The sequence below is a fragment of the Marinobacterium mangrovicola genome, from assembly GCF_004339595.1.
GTDB lineage: Bacteria > Pseudomonadota > Gammaproteobacteria > Pseudomonadales > Balneatricaceae > Marinobacterium_D > Marinobacterium_D mangrovicola.
Window position 1 is genome coordinate 1,022,526 of sequence record NZ_SMFU01000007.1, and the last position, 16,710, is coordinate 1,039,235.

The 16,710-nt window shown below is 56.6% G+C and carries 19 protein-coding genes; 18 read left to right on the forward strand and 1 reads right to left on the reverse strand.

Annotation, left to right across the window (positions count from 1 at the left end):
* Window positions 1-16: 16 nt before the first annotated feature.
* From CLV83_RS05600 to sppA, 5 genes are all read left to right on the forward strand, one after another.
* Entirely contained in the window at window positions 17-1,327 is a 1,311-nt protein-coding gene (locus tag CLV83_RS05600) for an NAD(P)/FAD-dependent oxidoreductase (RefSeq protein WP_132288682.1), read from the forward strand.
* A 346-nt stretch (window positions 1,328-1,673) separates the two neighbouring features.
* Window positions 1,674-2,198, forward strand: coding sequence for a hypothetical protein (locus CLV83_RS05605; RefSeq protein ID WP_132288685.1), 525 nt, complete (start codon window positions 1,674-1,676; stop codon window positions 2,196-2,198).
* Window positions 2,195-3,484: a (Fe-S)-binding protein gene (locus CLV83_RS05610; RefSeq protein ID WP_132288688.1), complete on the forward strand. Its 1,290-nt coding sequence runs from the start codon at window positions 2,195-2,197 to the stop codon at window positions 3,482-3,484. The genes CLV83_RS05605 and CLV83_RS05610 overlap by 4 nt, the downstream gene beginning before the upstream one ends.
* An 88-nt stretch (window positions 3,485-3,572) precedes the next feature.
* Entirely contained in the window at window positions 3,573-4,250 is a 678-nt protein-coding gene (locus tag CLV83_RS05615; protein ID WP_132288691.1) for an HAD-IA family hydrolase, read from the forward strand.
* Entirely contained in the window at window positions 4,247-5,287 is a 1,041-nt protein-coding gene (gene sppA, locus CLV83_RS05620; RefSeq protein ID WP_424399117.1) for a signal peptide peptidase SppA, read from the forward strand. The genes CLV83_RS05615 and sppA overlap by 4 nt, the downstream gene beginning before the upstream one ends.
* A 508-nt stretch (window positions 5,288-5,795) precedes the next feature.
* Here the strand turns inward: sppA and CLV83_RS05625 are convergent.
* Window positions 5,796-6,383, reverse strand: coding sequence for a Maf family protein (locus CLV83_RS05625; protein WP_132288694.1), 588 nt, complete (start codon window positions 6,381-6,383; stop codon window positions 5,796-5,798).
* A gap of 119 nt (window positions 6,384-6,502) precedes the next feature.
* Between CLV83_RS05625 and CLV83_RS05630 the strand changes: the two genes are divergently transcribed.
* The 13 genes from CLV83_RS05630 to CLV83_RS05690 all read left to right on the forward strand — a co-directional run bounded on the left by CLV83_RS05630 (window position 6,503) and on the right by CLV83_RS05690 (window position 16,592).
* Entirely contained in the window at window positions 6,503-7,030 is a 528-nt protein-coding gene (locus CLV83_RS05630) for a YceD family protein (protein ID WP_132288697.1), read from the forward strand.
* Between the two features lie 18 nt (window positions 7,031-7,048).
* The gene (rpmF, locus tag CLV83_RS05635) at window positions 7,049-7,231 is read left to right on the forward strand and encodes a 50S ribosomal protein L32 (protein ID WP_132288700.1); all 183 of its coding nucleotides are present in this window, start codon (window positions 7,049-7,051) and stop codon (window positions 7,229-7,231) included.
* 2 nt (window positions 7,232-7,233) lie between these two features.
* Complete coding sequence (plsX, locus tag CLV83_RS05640; protein ID WP_132288703.1) at window positions 7,234-8,265, forward strand: phosphate acyltransferase PlsX; 1,032 nt, start codon at window positions 7,234-7,236, stop codon at window positions 8,263-8,265.
* Between the two features lie 116 nt (window positions 8,266-8,381).
* On the forward strand, window positions 8,382-9,314 hold the full coding sequence (fabD, locus tag CLV83_RS05645) for an ACP S-malonyltransferase (RefSeq protein WP_132288706.1): 933 nt from the start codon (window positions 8,382-8,384) through the stop codon (window positions 9,312-9,314).
* A gap of 36 nt (window positions 9,315-9,350) precedes the next feature.
* A complete protein-coding gene (gene fabG, locus CLV83_RS05650; protein WP_132288709.1) occupies window positions 9,351-10,094 on the forward strand; it encodes a 3-oxoacyl-ACP reductase FabG in 744 nt (247 codons plus the stop codon).
* Window positions 10,095-10,296: 202 nt separating this feature from the next.
* On the forward strand, window positions 10,297-10,530 hold the full coding sequence (gene acpP / locus CLV83_RS05655; RefSeq protein ID WP_027854376.1) for an acyl carrier protein: 234 nt from the start codon (window positions 10,297-10,299) through the stop codon (window positions 10,528-10,530).
* 94 nt (window positions 10,531-10,624) lie between these two features.
* Window positions 10,625-11,863 (forward strand): beta-ketoacyl-ACP synthase II, encoded by a 1,239-nt coding sequence (fabF, locus tag CLV83_RS05660; protein WP_132288712.1) that lies wholly within the window; start codon window positions 10,625-10,627, stop codon window positions 11,861-11,863.
* A 67-nt stretch (window positions 11,864-11,930) separates the two neighbouring features.
* A complete protein-coding gene (pabC, locus tag CLV83_RS05665; protein ID WP_132288715.1) occupies window positions 11,931-12,761 on the forward strand; it encodes an aminodeoxychorismate lyase in 831 nt (276 codons plus the stop codon).
* Window positions 12,755-13,792, forward strand: coding sequence for an endolytic transglycosylase MltG (gene mltG, locus CLV83_RS05670; RefSeq protein ID WP_132288718.1), 1,038 nt, complete (start codon window positions 12,755-12,757; stop codon window positions 13,790-13,792). Before pabC ends, mltG begins: the two co-directional genes overlap by 7 nt.
* Window positions 13,789-14,415 carry a dTMP kinase gene (tmk, locus tag CLV83_RS05675; protein ID WP_243642284.1) on the forward strand — a complete coding sequence of 209 codons (627 nt, stop codon included), beginning with the start codon at window positions 13,789-13,791 and terminating at the stop codon, window positions 14,413-14,415. Before mltG ends, tmk begins: the two co-directional genes overlap by 4 nt.
* Complete coding sequence (locus CLV83_RS05680; protein WP_132288724.1) at window positions 14,412-15,410, forward strand: DNA polymerase III subunit delta'; 999 nt, start codon at window positions 14,412-14,414, stop codon at window positions 15,408-15,410. The genes tmk and CLV83_RS05680 overlap by 4 nt, the downstream gene beginning before the upstream one ends.
* Before the next feature lie 20 nt (window positions 15,411-15,430).
* A complete protein-coding gene (locus tag CLV83_RS05685; RefSeq protein WP_104001850.1) occupies window positions 15,431-15,781 on the forward strand; it encodes a PilZ domain-containing protein in 351 nt (116 codons plus the stop codon).
* A 28-nt stretch (window positions 15,782-15,809) separates the two neighbouring features.
* The gene (locus CLV83_RS05690) at window positions 15,810-16,592 is read left to right on the forward strand and encodes a TatD family hydrolase (RefSeq protein ID WP_132288727.1); all 783 of its coding nucleotides are present in this window, start codon (window positions 15,810-15,812) and stop codon (window positions 16,590-16,592) included.
* Window positions 16,593-16,710: the final 118 nt, after the last annotated feature.

Here is a 16,710-nt window from a genome sequence, read left to right on the forward strand (position 1 = left end):
AAGGACTCACCCGAGTATGAAGGAAAAATCCTACTACCAGCATGTCATTGTTGTAGGCGGAGGCGCCGGTGGCCTTGAGCTCGCCACGCGTCTGGGACGGCGCTACGGCCGTAAAGGATTGAAAGTCACCCTGGTGGACAGGGAAACCACCCACGTCTGGAAGCCGCTGCTGCATGAGGTTGCCACCGGGCGTCTGGACTCCAGTATTGATGAACTCAGTTATCGTGCACAGGGTCGCCAGGCCGGCTTCCATTTCCAGATAGGCGAACTGGAAGGCCTGGACCGCTCGCAGCGCTGCATCAAGCTGGCGCCTGTAGTGAATAGCGATGGCGAAGAACTGGTGCCAGCCCGAACCCTTTTCTACGACTACCTGGTGATCGCTGTGGGCAGTCGCACCAACGATTTCGGCATCTCCGGGGTCAGGGAAAACTGCTGTTTCCTCGATGATCGTAATCAGGCCGACAACTTCCATAACACCCTGCTGGAAGCCTGCCTCAGGCTCAGTACCCATGGCACCGATAATCAGCTGCGCATCTCTATTGTTGGCGCCGGTGCCACGGGTGTTGAGCTTTCCGCAGAGCTCTACAACGCCGCTCAGGAGCTGGTCTCCTACGGCCTCTCAAGCATCCAGCCGAGCAGCCTTAAGGTGACGCTTATCGAGGCCGCTCCCCGTATTCTCGGGGCGCTGCCTCCACGCATCTCCAGCGCGGCCAAAACAGAGCTGCGTAAACTGGGTGTGGATGTGCGCGAGAATACCCAGGTGGTGGAGGTTAATGACAAGGAATTGATCACCAGTGCAGGTGAGAGCATTCCGGCCCACCTGGTGGTCTGGGCCGCCGGCATCAAGGGACCCGAACTGCTGACGCAGCTGGATGGCCTGGAAACCAACCGCCGTAATCAGCTCGTTGTCGGCTCGGATCTACGCACCTCCCGCGATGAGCGGGTTTTTGCCCTGGGCGACTGCGCCGCCTGCGAACGCCGGGACGAGGAGGGCGGTCTTGTCCCTCCGCGCGCCCAGGCCGCGCACCAGATGGCCAGTCACCTGTTCAAGCACTTCGATCGCATCCTCAAGGGCGAGGATATCCCAGCGTACACCTACAAGGATTACGGCTCACTGGTCTCACTGAGTAAGTACACCACCGTGGGTAACCTGATGGGTAACCTCACCAAGGGCAGTATCATGGTGGAGGGAACGCTGGCGCGACTGGTTTACGTCTCGCTCTATCGTCTGCACCAGGTGGCGCTCTATGGCTATTTCAAGACCATGCTGGTCACTATAGTTGCGCGCATTAACAAGGTGATCAGGCCGCGCATGAAGCTGCACTGATCCAACCTTGACGGGCCGCGTCGCGAAGAGTCGGTCCAGATCAAATAGAAGCAGAAGGGTGAGGCTCGCAACCCTTCTGTTTATCCTGCCTTTCTTCTGATCCTTTTTCTCAGCATTTCCCCTGCTGCGTACGCGCCCACTGTACCGCTGCGAAGATAGATCTTCTGTGCTGGTTTGGTTCTTGCAAAATTCCCGTTGAATTCCGGCTTCGGGCTGGCGATGAAGGAGCGTCAGCCTGACCAGCGTCGCCTGCAAACGCAGTAGCTGCGCCGGCTCTAGCGACTTGAACTTGTGTAACCGCGCAGGTGTGAATCTGTGTGATTGTCGTATTTCTTACAGGAATCCTATGGATAACATCGCCCTGATCGACGGCCAGCAACGTTACTTTTCCGACAATCTTCCCGATGAGCTGGGCCTGATTCTTTACCAGGCATCGACAAAAGCAGACCCGCTGGAAAAGGAGCAACTGCTGTTAACCGCTCTGGAGCGCTGGCCTGAATCTCTCGACACCTATATTGCCCTGTACAAGCTCTATTTCCGCACCGCGCGTTACCAGGAGGCTGAACGCCAGGTCTGGCGAACGCTGAAAGCCTCTGCGCGTCTTGGCGGATTCCGCTGGAACTACCGTTTGCTTAAACCCGATACCGCACCCTGGCTTGAAGACCAGACCATCGCCCGTCTCTACCTTTTCAGCCTCAAGGCCCTGGGCGTTATTCGTTTACGCCGCGGACGAGTCATTCTCGCGCACCTGGTTTTAAGCAAACTGCTTGAGCTCGATGTTCACGACGAGATCGGTGGAGGTAATTTCCACGGTATCGCTGTCAGGTTTATCGAGGAGGAGATTGATACCGGTATGGAGGAGTTCGCATGAAAGCTCAACTCGACTGGACCGCCTACGAGAACGCGGGCCTTGGTGATGCCTACGCCGATATACCGAAAACCGGTGGGGATTACGCTAAAGCCGTAGCGGTCTGCATAAATAGCATGGTGTGCCTGCGGCCTATCGATCGCGGCGTAATGTGCCCGAGCTTCAGGGTCCATAACGAGGTGGCGTATTCTCCGGGAGGGCGCAGCCGGCTGATCAAGCGGATGCTCAATGGCGAGATTACCGAAGAGGAACAGGCAACCCTGGATCGCGCTATGGATGCCTGTGTCGCCTGCAAAGGCTGTAAGCGGGAGTGCGACACCAACCTGGATATGGCGACGATCCGCAGCGAATATGTAGCCCAGCGCTCCAAGGCTCCAACACTGCGACAGAAACTCTTCGCCGAACTGCCCGCATTGCTGCGCTATCCGCGCCTGGTTAATCTGGCCAATAGCGCGGTTAACGCCAGCCCCTGGCTTCAATCTGCATTAAAGCTGAATCCAAGCCATCCTCTGCCCAGAGTTCAACCCGCTCCTGTCCTTGAGCCGCATACGGCACCGGGTGTGGCCGGCGAGGTATTACTCTGGATCGATAGCTTTACCGCACACTTTGCGCCGCAAAGCGCAGTAGCTGCCCTACGAGTGCTTGAGGCGGCAGGCTTCAGGGTACACCTGCTGAAGCAGGAGCACTGTGGCGGGCGCAGCGCCTATTCGCAGGGGCTGATCGGCACCGCCCGGCATCAGGCCCAGGCATTGATCGATGCGCTTTGGCCCCATGTCGAGGAGGCTCGCTTAATTATCGGCCTCGAACCCTCAACCCTTCTGATGCTGCGCGATGAACTGTTAACTCTGGATTTGGGCGATAAAGCGAAGGCGGTCGCCGCTTCCGCACTGCTGTTTGAAGAGTTTCTCGCGCGTGAGATCTCCGCCAATCGCCTTAATCTGCCGCTTAGAGAGATATCCGGCGCCCCACCGGTGCGAGTTCACGGCCATTGCCACCAGAAGGCGGTGGGTGCGATGAAATCGATGCGCAAGGTGCTCAAAATTGTACCCGGTTTGGATTTCGACTTTATCGAAGCGTCCTGTTGCGGTGGCGCCGGCAGTTTCGGATTTGAATCGGAAAACGCCGAAGACTCACAAAAAATGGCCGAGCTGGCGCTGCTGCCGAAACTGGCTGAAGAGCCGAGAGCGGAGCTGATTGCCAACGGCTTTTCATGCCGCGAGCAGGTCGCTCGCCTGGGCGGGCCCACAGGTCTCCATATCGCCGAAATCCTCGCCCGGCATCTCACCTGAGCTGCAGAAGATCGCAAGCGGGGTTGTCTTTCTGCCCCGCGTTCCTATATACAGACTCCTCTGGTAACCGGTTTCCAAGGAGTTTTTTTTGTACAAACTTTTGATTTTCGATTGGGATGGAACTCTGATCGACTCCCAGGCGCGGATTATCGCCAGCATGCAGACGGCGGCCGAAGAGTTGGGGCATGAGCCTCTGGGGTCTGAAGCGGTCCGCAATATCATCGGCCTGGGGCTGCCCGAAGCGATCCGGGCATTGATTCCGAGCATCGAGGATCCCGCCATGGAGCAACTGCGGGAGCGTTATGCTCACCATTTCCTGGTGCAGAATGACACGCCCACCGAACTCTATCCGGGCGTGGAAAAGACTCTCCACCGACTCAAAGAGCAGGGTTACCGTCTTGCCGTCGCCACTGGTAAAAGCCGCCGGGGCCTGGATAGGGCGCTGGAACAGACCCGTCTTGGGCCTTTGTTTGAAATTACCCGTTGCGCGGATGAAACCCGCTCCAAGCCCGACCCTCTAATGCTGCACCAGATTCTGGCGGAAACCGGAACTCCGGCAAGCGACGCGATCATGGTCGGTGACACGGAGTACGATCTCGATATGGGGACTCGCGCTGGCGTCGGCACTGTAGCGGTAAGCTATGGCGCTCACCACCTGGATCGCTTGCGTGGCCATAAGCCGTTGACGGAGATCCATCATTTTCCTGAGCTGGAACTCTGGCTAGAGGAACTGACAGTAGCGATGAATCAGAGGACAGTATCGTGACGAAAAACGCCTGGGGTGAAGAGGGACAAAGCCCGGAATCTGAAGTGACAGACTCTGCGGAATCCACCAGCCCGGCCACGCGTGCCGAAAAGCGTAAGGAAACCAAGGAGTGGCGGTTGATCGAGAAAATGGTCAGCGGCCTGCATGTGGAGCATCGCCGCACCCGGCGCTGGGGTATCTTTTTCAAGCTGCTGACCTTTACTTATCTTTTTGCGCTGCTCGGTATCTACTTTTACGTGCAGAACCCGAATATCTCATCGGTCACGCCGGAAGATCATGTGGCGGTTGTGCGGGTTGACGGGCCTATCGCCGAAAGCGAGAAGGCCAATGCCGATACGTTGGTATGGTCTCTGCGCAAGGCGTTCGAAAACGAGCACAGCAAAGCGGTACTGCTGCGAATCAACAGCCCCGGCGGTAGCCCGGTTCAGTCCGGTTACGTCTATGACGAGATCAACCGGCTGAAAGAGCTGCATCCCGATAAGAAGGTATATGCGGTAATCAGCGATATCGGTGCATCCGGTGCGTACTATATCGCTGCCGCAGCCGACGATATCTACGCCGACAAGGCGAGTCTGGTAGGCTCTATCGGCGTGGTTTCCTCCAGTTTCGGCTTTGTAGACCTGATGGAAAAGCTCGGTGTGGAACGCCGTATGCTGACCGCCGGCGAACACAAGGGACTGCTTGATCCGTTTCAGCCACTGCAGAACTCCGAGCGGGAATTCTGGCAGGAGGTACTCGATACCACCCATCGCCAGTTTATCGAGCAGGTTGAAAAGGGCCGTGGTGATCGTCTGAAAGATGATCCAGACCTCTACTCTGGCCTCGTCTGGACCGGTGAGCAGGCGCTGGATCTTGGCCTGATCGATGGCCTCGGCAGCTCAAGCTATGTGGCGCGGGATGTGGTCGGTGTCGAGAAGATGGTGGATTACAGCGTTAAGCAGACCCCGCTGGAACAGATTGTCGACCGTCTGGGTGTCAGCATGGCCGGTCATCTGGCCAATGTGCTGGGTCTAAACGGCGCCGTGCAGCTGCGCTGATACGATCCAAACGAAGTGATAAAGAAGGAGGGCAGCTGGCCCTCCTTTTTATTACCTCCCTTAAATCATCTTCTCTGGAGGTGTTGATCGTTTAGTCGAGGCTATGTCTTTCTCGCGCCACGCAGGTAACGGGGCTCGAGAAAGGCATAGCGGCCTGAGCGTGGCGGCCCATCCCCTTTGGCGCAGCCGAGCATCGGAGGCTGAAAGAGAAACAAGGGAAAGGCTGTCTGAACCGCGTAGCGGTGCCTGATTATCCAAAAGAAAGCCTTTCCCGCTCTTTCAGACGAGAAGCGCAGGGAAGTCGGCGTAGCCGACCAAGCCTTAGGGGCGGTTTGGGATTGATAAGGTACTTGTCCGCACAAGTACCTTATCTCGCCAGCAGGCGAAACCGGCCTAAAAAGAAACATCGGTCGTTGGCCTCAATACTGGTTGATAGAGCCTCCCGCACTCCCTCATAGGGAACTGCACGAAACCCCTCTCATTGCAGGTGGATCTTTGCTGTCAGTGATCAACTCGCCAACACGTCAAAGCCCTTGTTCTCAAGCATCGCTATGAGCCGGATCAGCGGCAGCCCCACCAGAGCATTAGGGTCATCGCCGATCAGGCGTTCGAACAGTGCGATGCCGAGTCCTTCGGATTTAAAACTGCCGGCACAATCGTAGGGCTGCTCAGCGCGCAGGTAACCTTCTATCTGAGTATCGTTAAGCTCTCGGAACTGCACATCGAAGGGCACAACTTCGCACTGAAAGCGGCCATCCTTCGCGTCATAAAGGCAAAGACCGGTCAAAAACCGGACCCGTTTGCCCGATGCCTGGCGCAGTTGTTCTATGGCACGTTCATGGGTGTGTGGCTTCCCCATGACGTTTCCCTCTAGAGTTGCCAGCTGGTCCGAGCCTATAATAAGCGCCTCGGGATGGCGACTGGCTACCGCGCTGGCTTTTTCCTGCGCAAGTCGCGCAACCAGACTTTCCGGGTCTTCGCCGTGGCGGGGGCTTTCATCTATATCCGGAGAGTCACAGCTGAAATCCAGACCGAGTTTACTGAGCAGGGCGCGGCGATAAGCAGAGCCGGAAGCGAGAATAAGAGGGCGGGACATCAGAATCTCCTGAGTTTGGTCCAGTTTTTCGCAAACCGGCATGATACCGCCATTTTTCTCATTGAAAACGCCTGCTTTCCTTTGACACCCATCTACTAGATGCCTAGAATTGCGCGCTTATGTCGTACGGTCCATTACCGAAAAGAGTTGATCCACGCAAATTTGCCGAGCGTGAAGCGAAAATTGAAGGCGTTGCAGATGTATCCGCAATGCCACGATTGAACTCACTTCTCGCCGACGGGTCCGGAGAAATTCATATTTCTCTACAATTTGCACTGGATGAGCAGCGTTTAAGAACCGTCTCCGGAACGGCATCAGGCAAAGTCATGCAGACTTGCCAACGATGCTTGGAACCGGTGGGGGTAGATGTTGATGCCGAGGTCAATTTGGCCGTGGTTCTCAACGAAGAACAGGCGAAAAATCTGCCCCGGTATTACGATCCCTTGATCGTCGAGGCTGAGGATGTCGAGCTGCTGTCTCTGATCGAGGATGAATTGATACTCAGTCTTCCGCTGGTGTCTTACCACGAAGACTGCACGATTCAGACCTCCTTTGGTGAAGCTGGAGAAGCGGAACCAGAAGAGGAAAGTAAACCCAACCCATTTAGTGTATTGGCCGCGTTGAAAGGCAAGGCCGATAAGAGTTGAACTAGGAGCTACACAACCATGGCAGTACAGCAGAACAAAAAGTCTCGTTCACGCCGCGACATGCGTCGTTCTCACGATGCACTGGGCAACCCGACTCTGTCTGTAGAAGCGACTACCGGCGAAACTCATCGTCGTCACCACGTCAGCGCTGACGGTTTCTACCGCGGCCGTCAGGTGGTTGAAGCGAAGGGCGACGAGTAAGCTTGACCGCATCGTATTGCATCAGCGTCGATGCAATGGGCGGGGACTTCGGTCCCCGCGTTACCGTTTCGGCGGCCTGTGACGCACTCAAGCGTCATCCGCAGTTACGGATCATACTAGTCGGCAGAACCGACGATCTTACCCCCTACCTTAGCCGTTATCGCGGCAAACACCTCCAGCGTCTCGAGCTGTTTCATGCTCAGGATATTGTCTCCATGGAGGAAAAACCCTCTCTGGCGTTGCGTAACCGCCGTGACTCTTCCATGTGGAAAGCGCTTCAGCTCGTTGAAGAGGGGCGCGCCGATGCCTGTATCAGCGCCGGTAACACGGGAGCGCTGATGGCGATGGGGCGGCTGGTGCTGGGCATGCTGCCCGGTATCGAACGTCCTGCGATTACCGCTGCCATTCCTTCTCTTAAAGGCCACAGCTTTATGCTGGATCTCGGCGCCAACGTGGATACCAGTGCCGAGCAGTTGCTGCAGTTCGCCATCATGGGCTCTGTCATGGTCGAAACCATAGAGAACCGCCCGAATCCAAAGGTAGGGCTGCTCAATATCGGCTCTGAAGAGAACAAGGGCACTGAGCAGGTTCGCGAAGCCAGTAAGCTGATTCAGGAACATGGCGGTATCAACTTTATCGGCTATCTTGAGGGGGATGATCTGTTCTCCGGTCGATCCGATGTGGTGGTTTGTGACGGTTTCGCCGGCAATGTTGCGCTGAAAAGCTGTGAAGGTTTGTCGAAAATGCTGGTTCGCCAGGTGCAGGGCGGTTTCCGTCGCAATCTGTACCGCAGGTTGATCGCACTGCTCGCCACGCCCATTCTGCGCGACCTTAAGCGACAGCTTGATCCTGGCCGCCTGAACGGCGCCACTCTGCTGGGCCTTCGCAGCGTCGTCATCAAGAGCCACGGCGGTGCTAACCGGGTCTACTTTGGCCACGCCATCGATCAGGCGCTGGTGGAAGCGAGACTCAATGTGCCGGAGAAAATAAGTGACCTGGTGCAGCGTCAAACCCTCAGGGCACAGGGCCAGTAAGCGGATCGGTTCTAAAACCCGATAAATCCTGTAAACTACGCCACCCTTGAACCTGCGGGTAGAGAATAGAGTCTCTGTTCCAGGGTTTATGTAAATAGGTTAGGAAAGAGGACGCCATGTCGCAGTCGCTTGCTTTCGTTTTTCCGGGTCAGGGTTCTCAGCATCTCGGCATGCTGTCCGAACTGGCCTCTCAGCATCCGATTATTGAACAGACCTTCCAGGAGGCGTCCGACGCCCTGGGTAAGGATCTCTGGGCGCTGACCCAGACCGGTCCCGAAGAGGAACTCAACAGCACCGAGAATACTCAGCCTGCGCTGCTCACAGCCGGGGTTGCCCTGTGGCGCCTGTGGGAGCAGAAAGAGGGCGAAGCACCCTCCGTGATGGCTGGGCACAGTCTCGGTGAATACACAGCGCTGGTGTGCGCCGGCGCTATCGACTTTGCCGACGGCGTGAAGCTCGTTAACGCGCGCGGTCAGTATATGCAGGAAGCGGTTCCGGCTGGCACCGGCGGCATGGCTGCCATCCTCGGCCTCGATGACGACGCCGTGCGTGAAGCCTGTGCCAGCGCTGCAGAGGGCCAGATTGTCTCTGCCGTTAACTTCAACTGCCCGGGGCAGGTTGTTATCGCCGGCGAGAAAGCCGCCGTTGAACGCGCCATCGAAGCTTGCAAGGCTGCGGGTGCCAAGCGCGCTATCGCGCTGCCGGTCAGTGTGCCGTCTCACTGTGCCTTGATGAAGCCTGCAGCTGAGCGGATGGCAGAAGCTCTGGCCAGTATCGAACTGCGCATGCCGATCATCAAGGTGCTCCAGAACGTCACCGGCGAAGCTCCCAGCGATATTGATGAGCTAAAAGCCAACCTGCTTTCTCAGCTGTACAGCCCGGTTCTCTGGACTCCCAGCGTTCAGAACATGGTAACCTGCGGCGTTACCACAACTATCGAATGTGGCCCCGGCAAAGTACTGGCAGGGCTAAACAAAAAGATCGAGCGTTCCCTGAACGTTGCAGCGATCAACGATGCCGCAGGCCTGGAAAAGGCCCTGGGTCTGTAAGTACCGTTACGAAGGCAATTAGAAGGAAAGGGTTAAATGAGTATTGAAGGCAAGATTGCCCTGGTTACAGGCGCGACACGAGGCATAGGTAAGGCGATCGCCGAGAACCTGTCCTCTCAGGGCGCGGTTGTTATCGGCACAGCTACCAGCGAAGGTGGTGCATCTGCTATCAGTGAATATCTGGCGGCCGCCGGTAACAAGGGCAAGGGTTTGGTGCTCAACGTCTCTGACGCCGACTCTGTCGCTGAGGTACTGAAGTCGATTCAGGATGAGTTCGGTGTCGTCGAGATTCTCGTCAATAATGCCGGTATCACCCGCGATAACCTGATGATGCGCATGAAGGATGATGAGTGGGACTCCGTCCTGAACACCAACCTGACCTCCATCTACCGTCTCGCCAAGGGTTGTCTGCGCGGCATGACTAAAGCGCGCTGGGGCCGTATCGTTAGCGTCAGCTCCGTGGTAGCCTCCATGGGCAATGCTGGCCAGGCCAACTACGCGGCTGCCAAATCCGGTATGGAAGGCTTCAGCCGCGCGCTGGCCCGCGAAATCGGTGCACGTAACGTCACCGTAAACTGCGTAGCGCCTGGATTTATCGACACCGACATGACCTCTGGTCTGCCGGAAGAGCATAAGGCCAAGCTGCAGTCCCAGATCCCGATGAACCGCCTTGGCAAGCCCGAGGAGATCGCCTCTGTGGTGGGCTTCCTGTGCAGCGAAGGTGGTGCTTATGTCACCGGTGAGACCATCCAGGTCAACGGTGGGATGTACATGGGGTGACCAGCGTCAACGATGACGGGCGATTGATCGTACTTTGAAGGTATAGAAACAATTGTTTTTTCCGCCGATTTGAGGATAATTGGCCGTCAGCTTGACGAGAAAAAAATACAGCCGTCGCGCTTGCTAGGGCGTTACGGGTTTTACTAGAATTCCGTCACGCATCTTGGGATGTGATGGTGTTGAGAAGACAATAGGAAGAGATATGAGTAACATTGAAGAGCGCGTTAAGAAAATCATCGCTGAGCAGCTGGGCGTGAAAGAGGAAGAAGTCACCAAAGAAGCTTCCTTCGTTGAAGATCTGGGCGCCGACTCTCTGGACACTGTCGAGCTGGTTATGGCGCTGGAAGAGGAATTCGAAACTGAAATTCCTGACGAAGAAGCTGAGAAAATCACCACTGTTCAGCTGGCGATCGATTACATCAACGCACACCAGTAATCTGTCCCCAACGAATTGATCGAAAGGCCGCATCTATATACCCGTATAGTGCGGCTTTTCTTTTGTACAGCTTGTGCAGTGCTGGAGGAAAAGCATGTCTCGCAGAAGAGTGGTGGTGACCGGGTTAGGGTTGCTGACGCCGGTCGGTAACACTGTCAAAGCGACATGGGATAGTATTCTTGCTGGCAAGAGCGGCGCGGCAGATATCGAGCATTTCGATGTCAGCCAGTATGCGACCCGCTTTTCCGCGTCCGTAAAAGACTTTGATATCGAACCGTACATGAGCGCCAAAGAAGCGCGCAAAATGGATCTGTTCATTCAGTACGGTATGGTTGCTGGTATCCAGGCGGTGGAAGACGCCGGTCTGGAAGTGACCGAAGAAAACGCTCCCCGTATCGGTTGTGCCCTGGGTTCCGGGATCGGCGGTCTGCCGATGATCGAGAAAACTCATGACGTATTGAACAGCTCCGGCCCGCGCCGGGTTTCGCCGTTCTTCGTGCCGGGCAGCATCATCAATATGATTTCCGGTAATCTGGCGATCAAGTTCGGCTTCCGTGGCCCGAACATCGCGATTACCACCGCCTGTACCACCGGCACCCACAATATTGGTCACGCAATGCGCATGATCCAATATGGTGATGCTGACGTTATGATCGCTGGCGGTGCAGAGATGGCAACAACCCCGCTGGGTGTCGCCGGCTTCTCCGCTGCGCGCGCGCTGTCCACACGCAATGACAGCCCACAGACGGCAAGCCGCCCCTGGGATCGTGACCGTGACGGCTTTGTCCTGGGTGATGGCGCCGGCGTACTGGTACTCGAAGAGTACGAATCCGCCAAGGCACGTGGTGCTAAGATCTACTGCGAACTCTCCGGCTTTGGTATGAGTGACGATGCCTTCCATATGACGGCTCCGCCGGAAGATGGCTCGGGTGCAGCCCTGTCGATGGCTAATGCAGTGAAGGACTCGGGCCTTAACGCTGAGAGCATTCACTACATCAACGCTCACGGTACTTCTACACCGGCCGGTGATATTGCCGAGTCCAATGCTGCCAAGCGTGTACTGGGCAACGCAGCCGACCAGGTGAGAATGAGTTCAACCAAGTCGATGATCGGCCACCTTCTCGGTGCTGCCGGTGCAGTCGAAGCGGCTTTCTGTGTTCTCGCTATTCGCGACCAGGTAGCGCCACCGACCATCAACCTGGACAACCCCTCTGAAGGTTGTGACCTGAACTACGTAGCGCACACAGCACAGCAGTGCACCATCGATGCGGCCATGTCGAACTCCTTCGGCTTTGGCGGCACCAACGGTACGCTGATATTCAACAAGCTGTAATGCAGTACACAAGGGAGGCTGAGGCCTCCCTTTTACCTTCACCTCCTGCGTTCCACGCCCCGCATCCATGACTCCATATACGCTGATCAACGGAACTCCGGCACAGGGCATTGCAACCAATGACCGCGGGCTCGCTTACGGCCAGGGTGTATTTGAAACCCTGCTGATACGCAATAACCAAGTATGCTTCCTGGCCTGGCATATGGAGAGGCTGCTCGAGGGCTGCCATCGACTCGGTATTGCCTGCGATGGACTTCAGCAGCAGCTTGAAGCGGATCTCACTCAGCTCGAGCTGCCGGCAGCAGCTTCGCTTAAAATCCTGGTCACCTGCGGTGCAGGAGGGCGTGGCTATGCGGTGACCGAAAAGCTGGTTCCGACGCGGATTCTCACTCTGGGTCCGCTACCTCAGCGTGATCCGGATCCGGCGCAGGTTGGCGCAAAGCTGCGCTGGTGCCAGACGACTCTCGCCCGGCAGCCGCTGCTTGCCGGTCTCAAGCACCTGAATCGTCTGGAGCAGGTATTGGCGAGGGCTGAGTGGACCCGCAGCGATATTCATGAGGGCCTGACCTGTGACACTTCAGGACAGGTAATCGAAGGCACCATGAGCAACCTGTTTTTCAGGATCGGCGAACAATGGCATACGCCTTCGCTTGAGAATTGCGGTGTGGCAGGTATCCTCAGGCGCTGGGTGCTGGACAGGATTTCCGCACTTGCTGGCGAGGTGCAGATCGGCGGATATTTGCCCGCTGACGTAGAACGTGCCGATGAGTTGTTTGTGTGTAACAGCCTGATCGGTATTTGGCCGGTGGTCGAGCTCGCCGATCATCGGTATAAAGTTGGCGCGCTGAGCCGCCATTTGCAGTCACTGCTCGAAAAGGAGTACGACGCCCGATGCTGAAGCGTCTGTTTGCGGTTTTTGTTTTGTTAATCGTGCTCGCCGGTATCGCCGGCGGGGTAGCTTGGAAAGACTACCAGGGCTACCTCAATTCACCGGCCAATATTGCTGAAGATCAGATTTTCACCATCGAAAAAGGTCAGTATTTCAATTCTTTGGTTAAAGATCTCAATGCGCAGTCGATTATCGACAAACCGCTATACATGCGTGTGCTGTCGCGCCTGGAGCCGGAGCTGACAGCTATCAAGGCGGGTGAGTATCAGCTTGAACCGGGGATGACACCACGGCAGATTCTCGAGAAGTTCGCTGCGGGCGACACGCTCAGCTACCACTTCACTATTATCGAAGGGATGCGGTTTTCTGAACTGCGCCAGTCCCTGGCCGCAGAAGATAAGTTAAGCCATGAGCTCGCTGAGCTGAGCGACGAGCAGGTCGCCACTAAACTGGGACTGGATGTAAGCTCCCCGGAAGGGATGTTCCTGGCGGAAACCTATCAGTTTCAGCGGGGCATGAGCGATCTTGAACTCCTTAAACGTGCCCACGACCATCTAGAGAAACAGCTGAACCAGGCCTGGGCCGAGCGTCAGGATGACCTGCCGCTGCAGTCAGCCTATGAAGCGCTGATTCTGGCATCGATTATTGAGAAGGAAACAGGCGTTGCCGCTGAGCGCCCCCGCATCTCAGGTGTGTTTGTGCGCAGGCTTAACCGTGGCATGCGCCTGCAGACAGATCCTACGGTCATCTACGGTATGGGTGATCGATACAAAGGGCGCATAGGCCGTGCTGATTTGCGTCGGCCCACGCCTTACAACACCTACACCATCGACGGGCTGCCGCCGACGCCGATCGCCATGGTTGGCCCCGAAGCGATCAACGCCTCGGTTAACCCCGCCGAAGGCAGTGAGCTGTACTTCGTTGCCCGCGGCGACGGCAGTCATTATTTTTCTGATACCCTGTCGGAACACAACAAGGCGGTGGCCCGTTATCAGCTGAAACGGCGTGAAGATTACCGCTCCAGTCCCGGAAGCAATTGATGTCTGGTTATTTCATTACTCTTGAGGGCATAGAAGGGGTCGGTAAAACCACCAATCTCAACTATGTGCGAGAAAAACTCGAACAGCGCGGCATAGAAGTCGTCGTCACCCGGGAACCTGGCGGTACGCCTCTGGGCGAGCAGATCCGCGAACTGCTGCTGACACCCAGGGATGAGTCGATCGCTAATATGGCGGAACTGTTGATGGTGTTTGCCGCCCGTGCGCAACATCTGGAGTCTGTCATTGTACCGGCCTTGGAGCGGGGCGCCTGGGTGCTTTGTGACCGTTTCACTGACGCCACCTTCGCCTATCAGGGCGGTGGTCGTCAGCTTGATGCGGAACCCGTCGCACTACTGGAAAAGCTGGTTCAGGGCCGTTGCCGTCCGAACCTGACGCTGCTACTGGACCTGCCGGTTGAAACTGGCCTGGCCCGCGCACGCGCACGCGGCAAGCCGGATCGTATAGAGAGCGAAAAACATGCGTTCTTCGAACGTGTGCGCGCCGCTTATCTGGAGCAGGCTCGACAGCATCCCGAGCGGATTGCTGTTATCGATGCGGCGCCGGCCCTCGAAGAGGTTCAGCGTTCTATCGATATCGCGCTTGAGCGACTGGAGCAGGCATGAATCCGGCGGACGAACAGATCTACCCCTGGCTGCAGGAACAGTGGAACCACCTGACCCAGCAGCGTGATGCCGGACGCTTGCCACACGCGCTGCTGCTGAGTGGCCCTGCCGGTATCGGTAAGGCCGCCTTTGGTACCGCACTGGCGCACCTGTTGCTCTGTCACCAGCCGGAGAATGGCCGCCCCTGTGGCCACTGCCGTAGCTGCGAACTGATAGCCAGCGGCCATCATCCGGACCGACTGTTTCTCTCGCCGGAAGAGCCCGGCAAGCCGATCCGTGTCGATCAGGTACGCGAACTGACCACGGTGCTGCACAGCACGGCTCAGCAGGGCGGTTACCGCATCATGATCATGGAGCCAGCAGAGGCGATGAACGTCGCTGCGGCCAACGCGCTGCTGAAAACCCTGGAAGAGCCGGGTCAGGACACCTTGCTGATTCTGGTCTGTCACCAGCTTGGTCAGCTGATGCCCACCATCCGCAGCCGCTGTCAGCGCATAGAATTCCGCATGCCGACGGCTCAGGAGTCGACACCCTGGCTTGCGCAGAAGCTCGAGATGGATGAGACGGCGGCGGGCAAGCTGCTGGCCATTGCCCAGGGAGCCCCGCTGGCCGCTGTAGAAATGAAACAGGGCGATCTGCTGGAGCTACGGCGCACCTTTATGTCGGGTCTTGCCGACCTGATCAGGGATCGAACTGATGCCATCAGCCTGGCGCAGAAACTCCATAAAGAGGAGTTAGTGCACCTGCTTGATTGGTGGCTAAGTCTGCTTTCAGACCTGGTTCGACTACAATCAGGGGCACAAAACCCTGATCTCAATAATGTAGATATGACAAAAATGCTGTCTGCGGTTGCACAACGAGCAGACAGGGTTAGAATCTTCACATTGGTTGATCGCGTCCAGAGTGAGCGAAAAAGCCTCATGTTGCGCTATAACCCGAACCGGCAGTTGCTCCTCGAAAAGCTGATGTTCGATTGGAGAGCGCTGGTTCGCTAAGAGCAGGAGAGCAGCAATAGATGTCCATCGTGCCACGTATCAGTCACGGCATTCTTTCGCTGGTAATAGGGAACAAGGAAGAACTTCTCAAGGCCTACATGCCGTTCATTGCCAACGGCGGTCTTTTTATACCGACCACTCGGTCTTACCAGCTCGGTGAAGAGGTGTTCATGTTAATGACACTGATGGACGAAGCTGACAAGATTCCGGTGACCGGTCGTGTAGTCTGGGTAACACCCAAGGCTGCGCAGGGCGGTCGCACACCGGGGATCGGTATTCAGCTATCCAGCGAGGATTCTCAACTGGTCAACAAGGTTGAGACCTATCTGGCAGGCGCTCTGGGCAGTGGTCGTCGTACCAATACGCTCTGATTACACTATCTGATTTCTACGGTATCCCATGTTTATCGATTCCCACTGCCATCTGGACCGGCTGGATCTCGGCCGTCACGATGGCTCGCTGGCTAATCTGGTTAATGCCGCCGGTGAAGCCGGTGTCGAGGAGATGCTTTGCGTCGCCATCGACCTGAACCAGTTCGAAGAGATGTACGCCAAAGTCGAACCCTTCAATAACATCTACGCCTCTGCCGGGGTTCATCCCTGCCATGTTGATGAGTGCCCCTGGGATGAGCAGCGACTGCGTCAGGCTGCGGCCAACAAGCGCATCGTTGCCCTGGGGGAGACCGGTCTCGATTACTACTACAGCTCAGAGCTTGCCGAGCAACAGAAAGAGAGCTTTGCCGGCCATCTCAAGCTGGGCAGCGAGCTGGGCCTGCCGGTGATCGTGCATACCCGCGATGCACGCCAGGACACCCTGGATATCATCCGCGAACATGGCGATCCAAAAACAGCGGGTGTACTGCACTGCTTCACCGAATCACTGGAGATGGCTCAGGCGGCCCTGGAGATGAACTACTTAATCTCGTTCTCTGGCATTATCACCTTCAAGAGCGCAGAAGAGCTCCGTGAAGTGGTAAAAGCAGTGCCGATGGAGAAGATGCTGATTGAGACAGATTCTCCCTATCTCGCCCCGGTGCCTTATCGCGGCAAGCAGAACGAGCCGACCTACGTGCCCAAAGTGGCTGAATGCATCGCAGATCTGAAAGGCCTGCGTGTGGAAGAGGTCGCCGAAATCACCAAGAACAACTTCTACACCCTGTTCAGCAAAGCCCGCCAGGGCTGATTCCAGCCTCTTATAGCGCCGGTATCCGGGACACGATTCCCGGGCATCGGTGCTTGCGTCTGTCATCTTGTTTGCATTCAATGCAGTATTAGACGAAAGCCTAATGCTATAGCGTCTA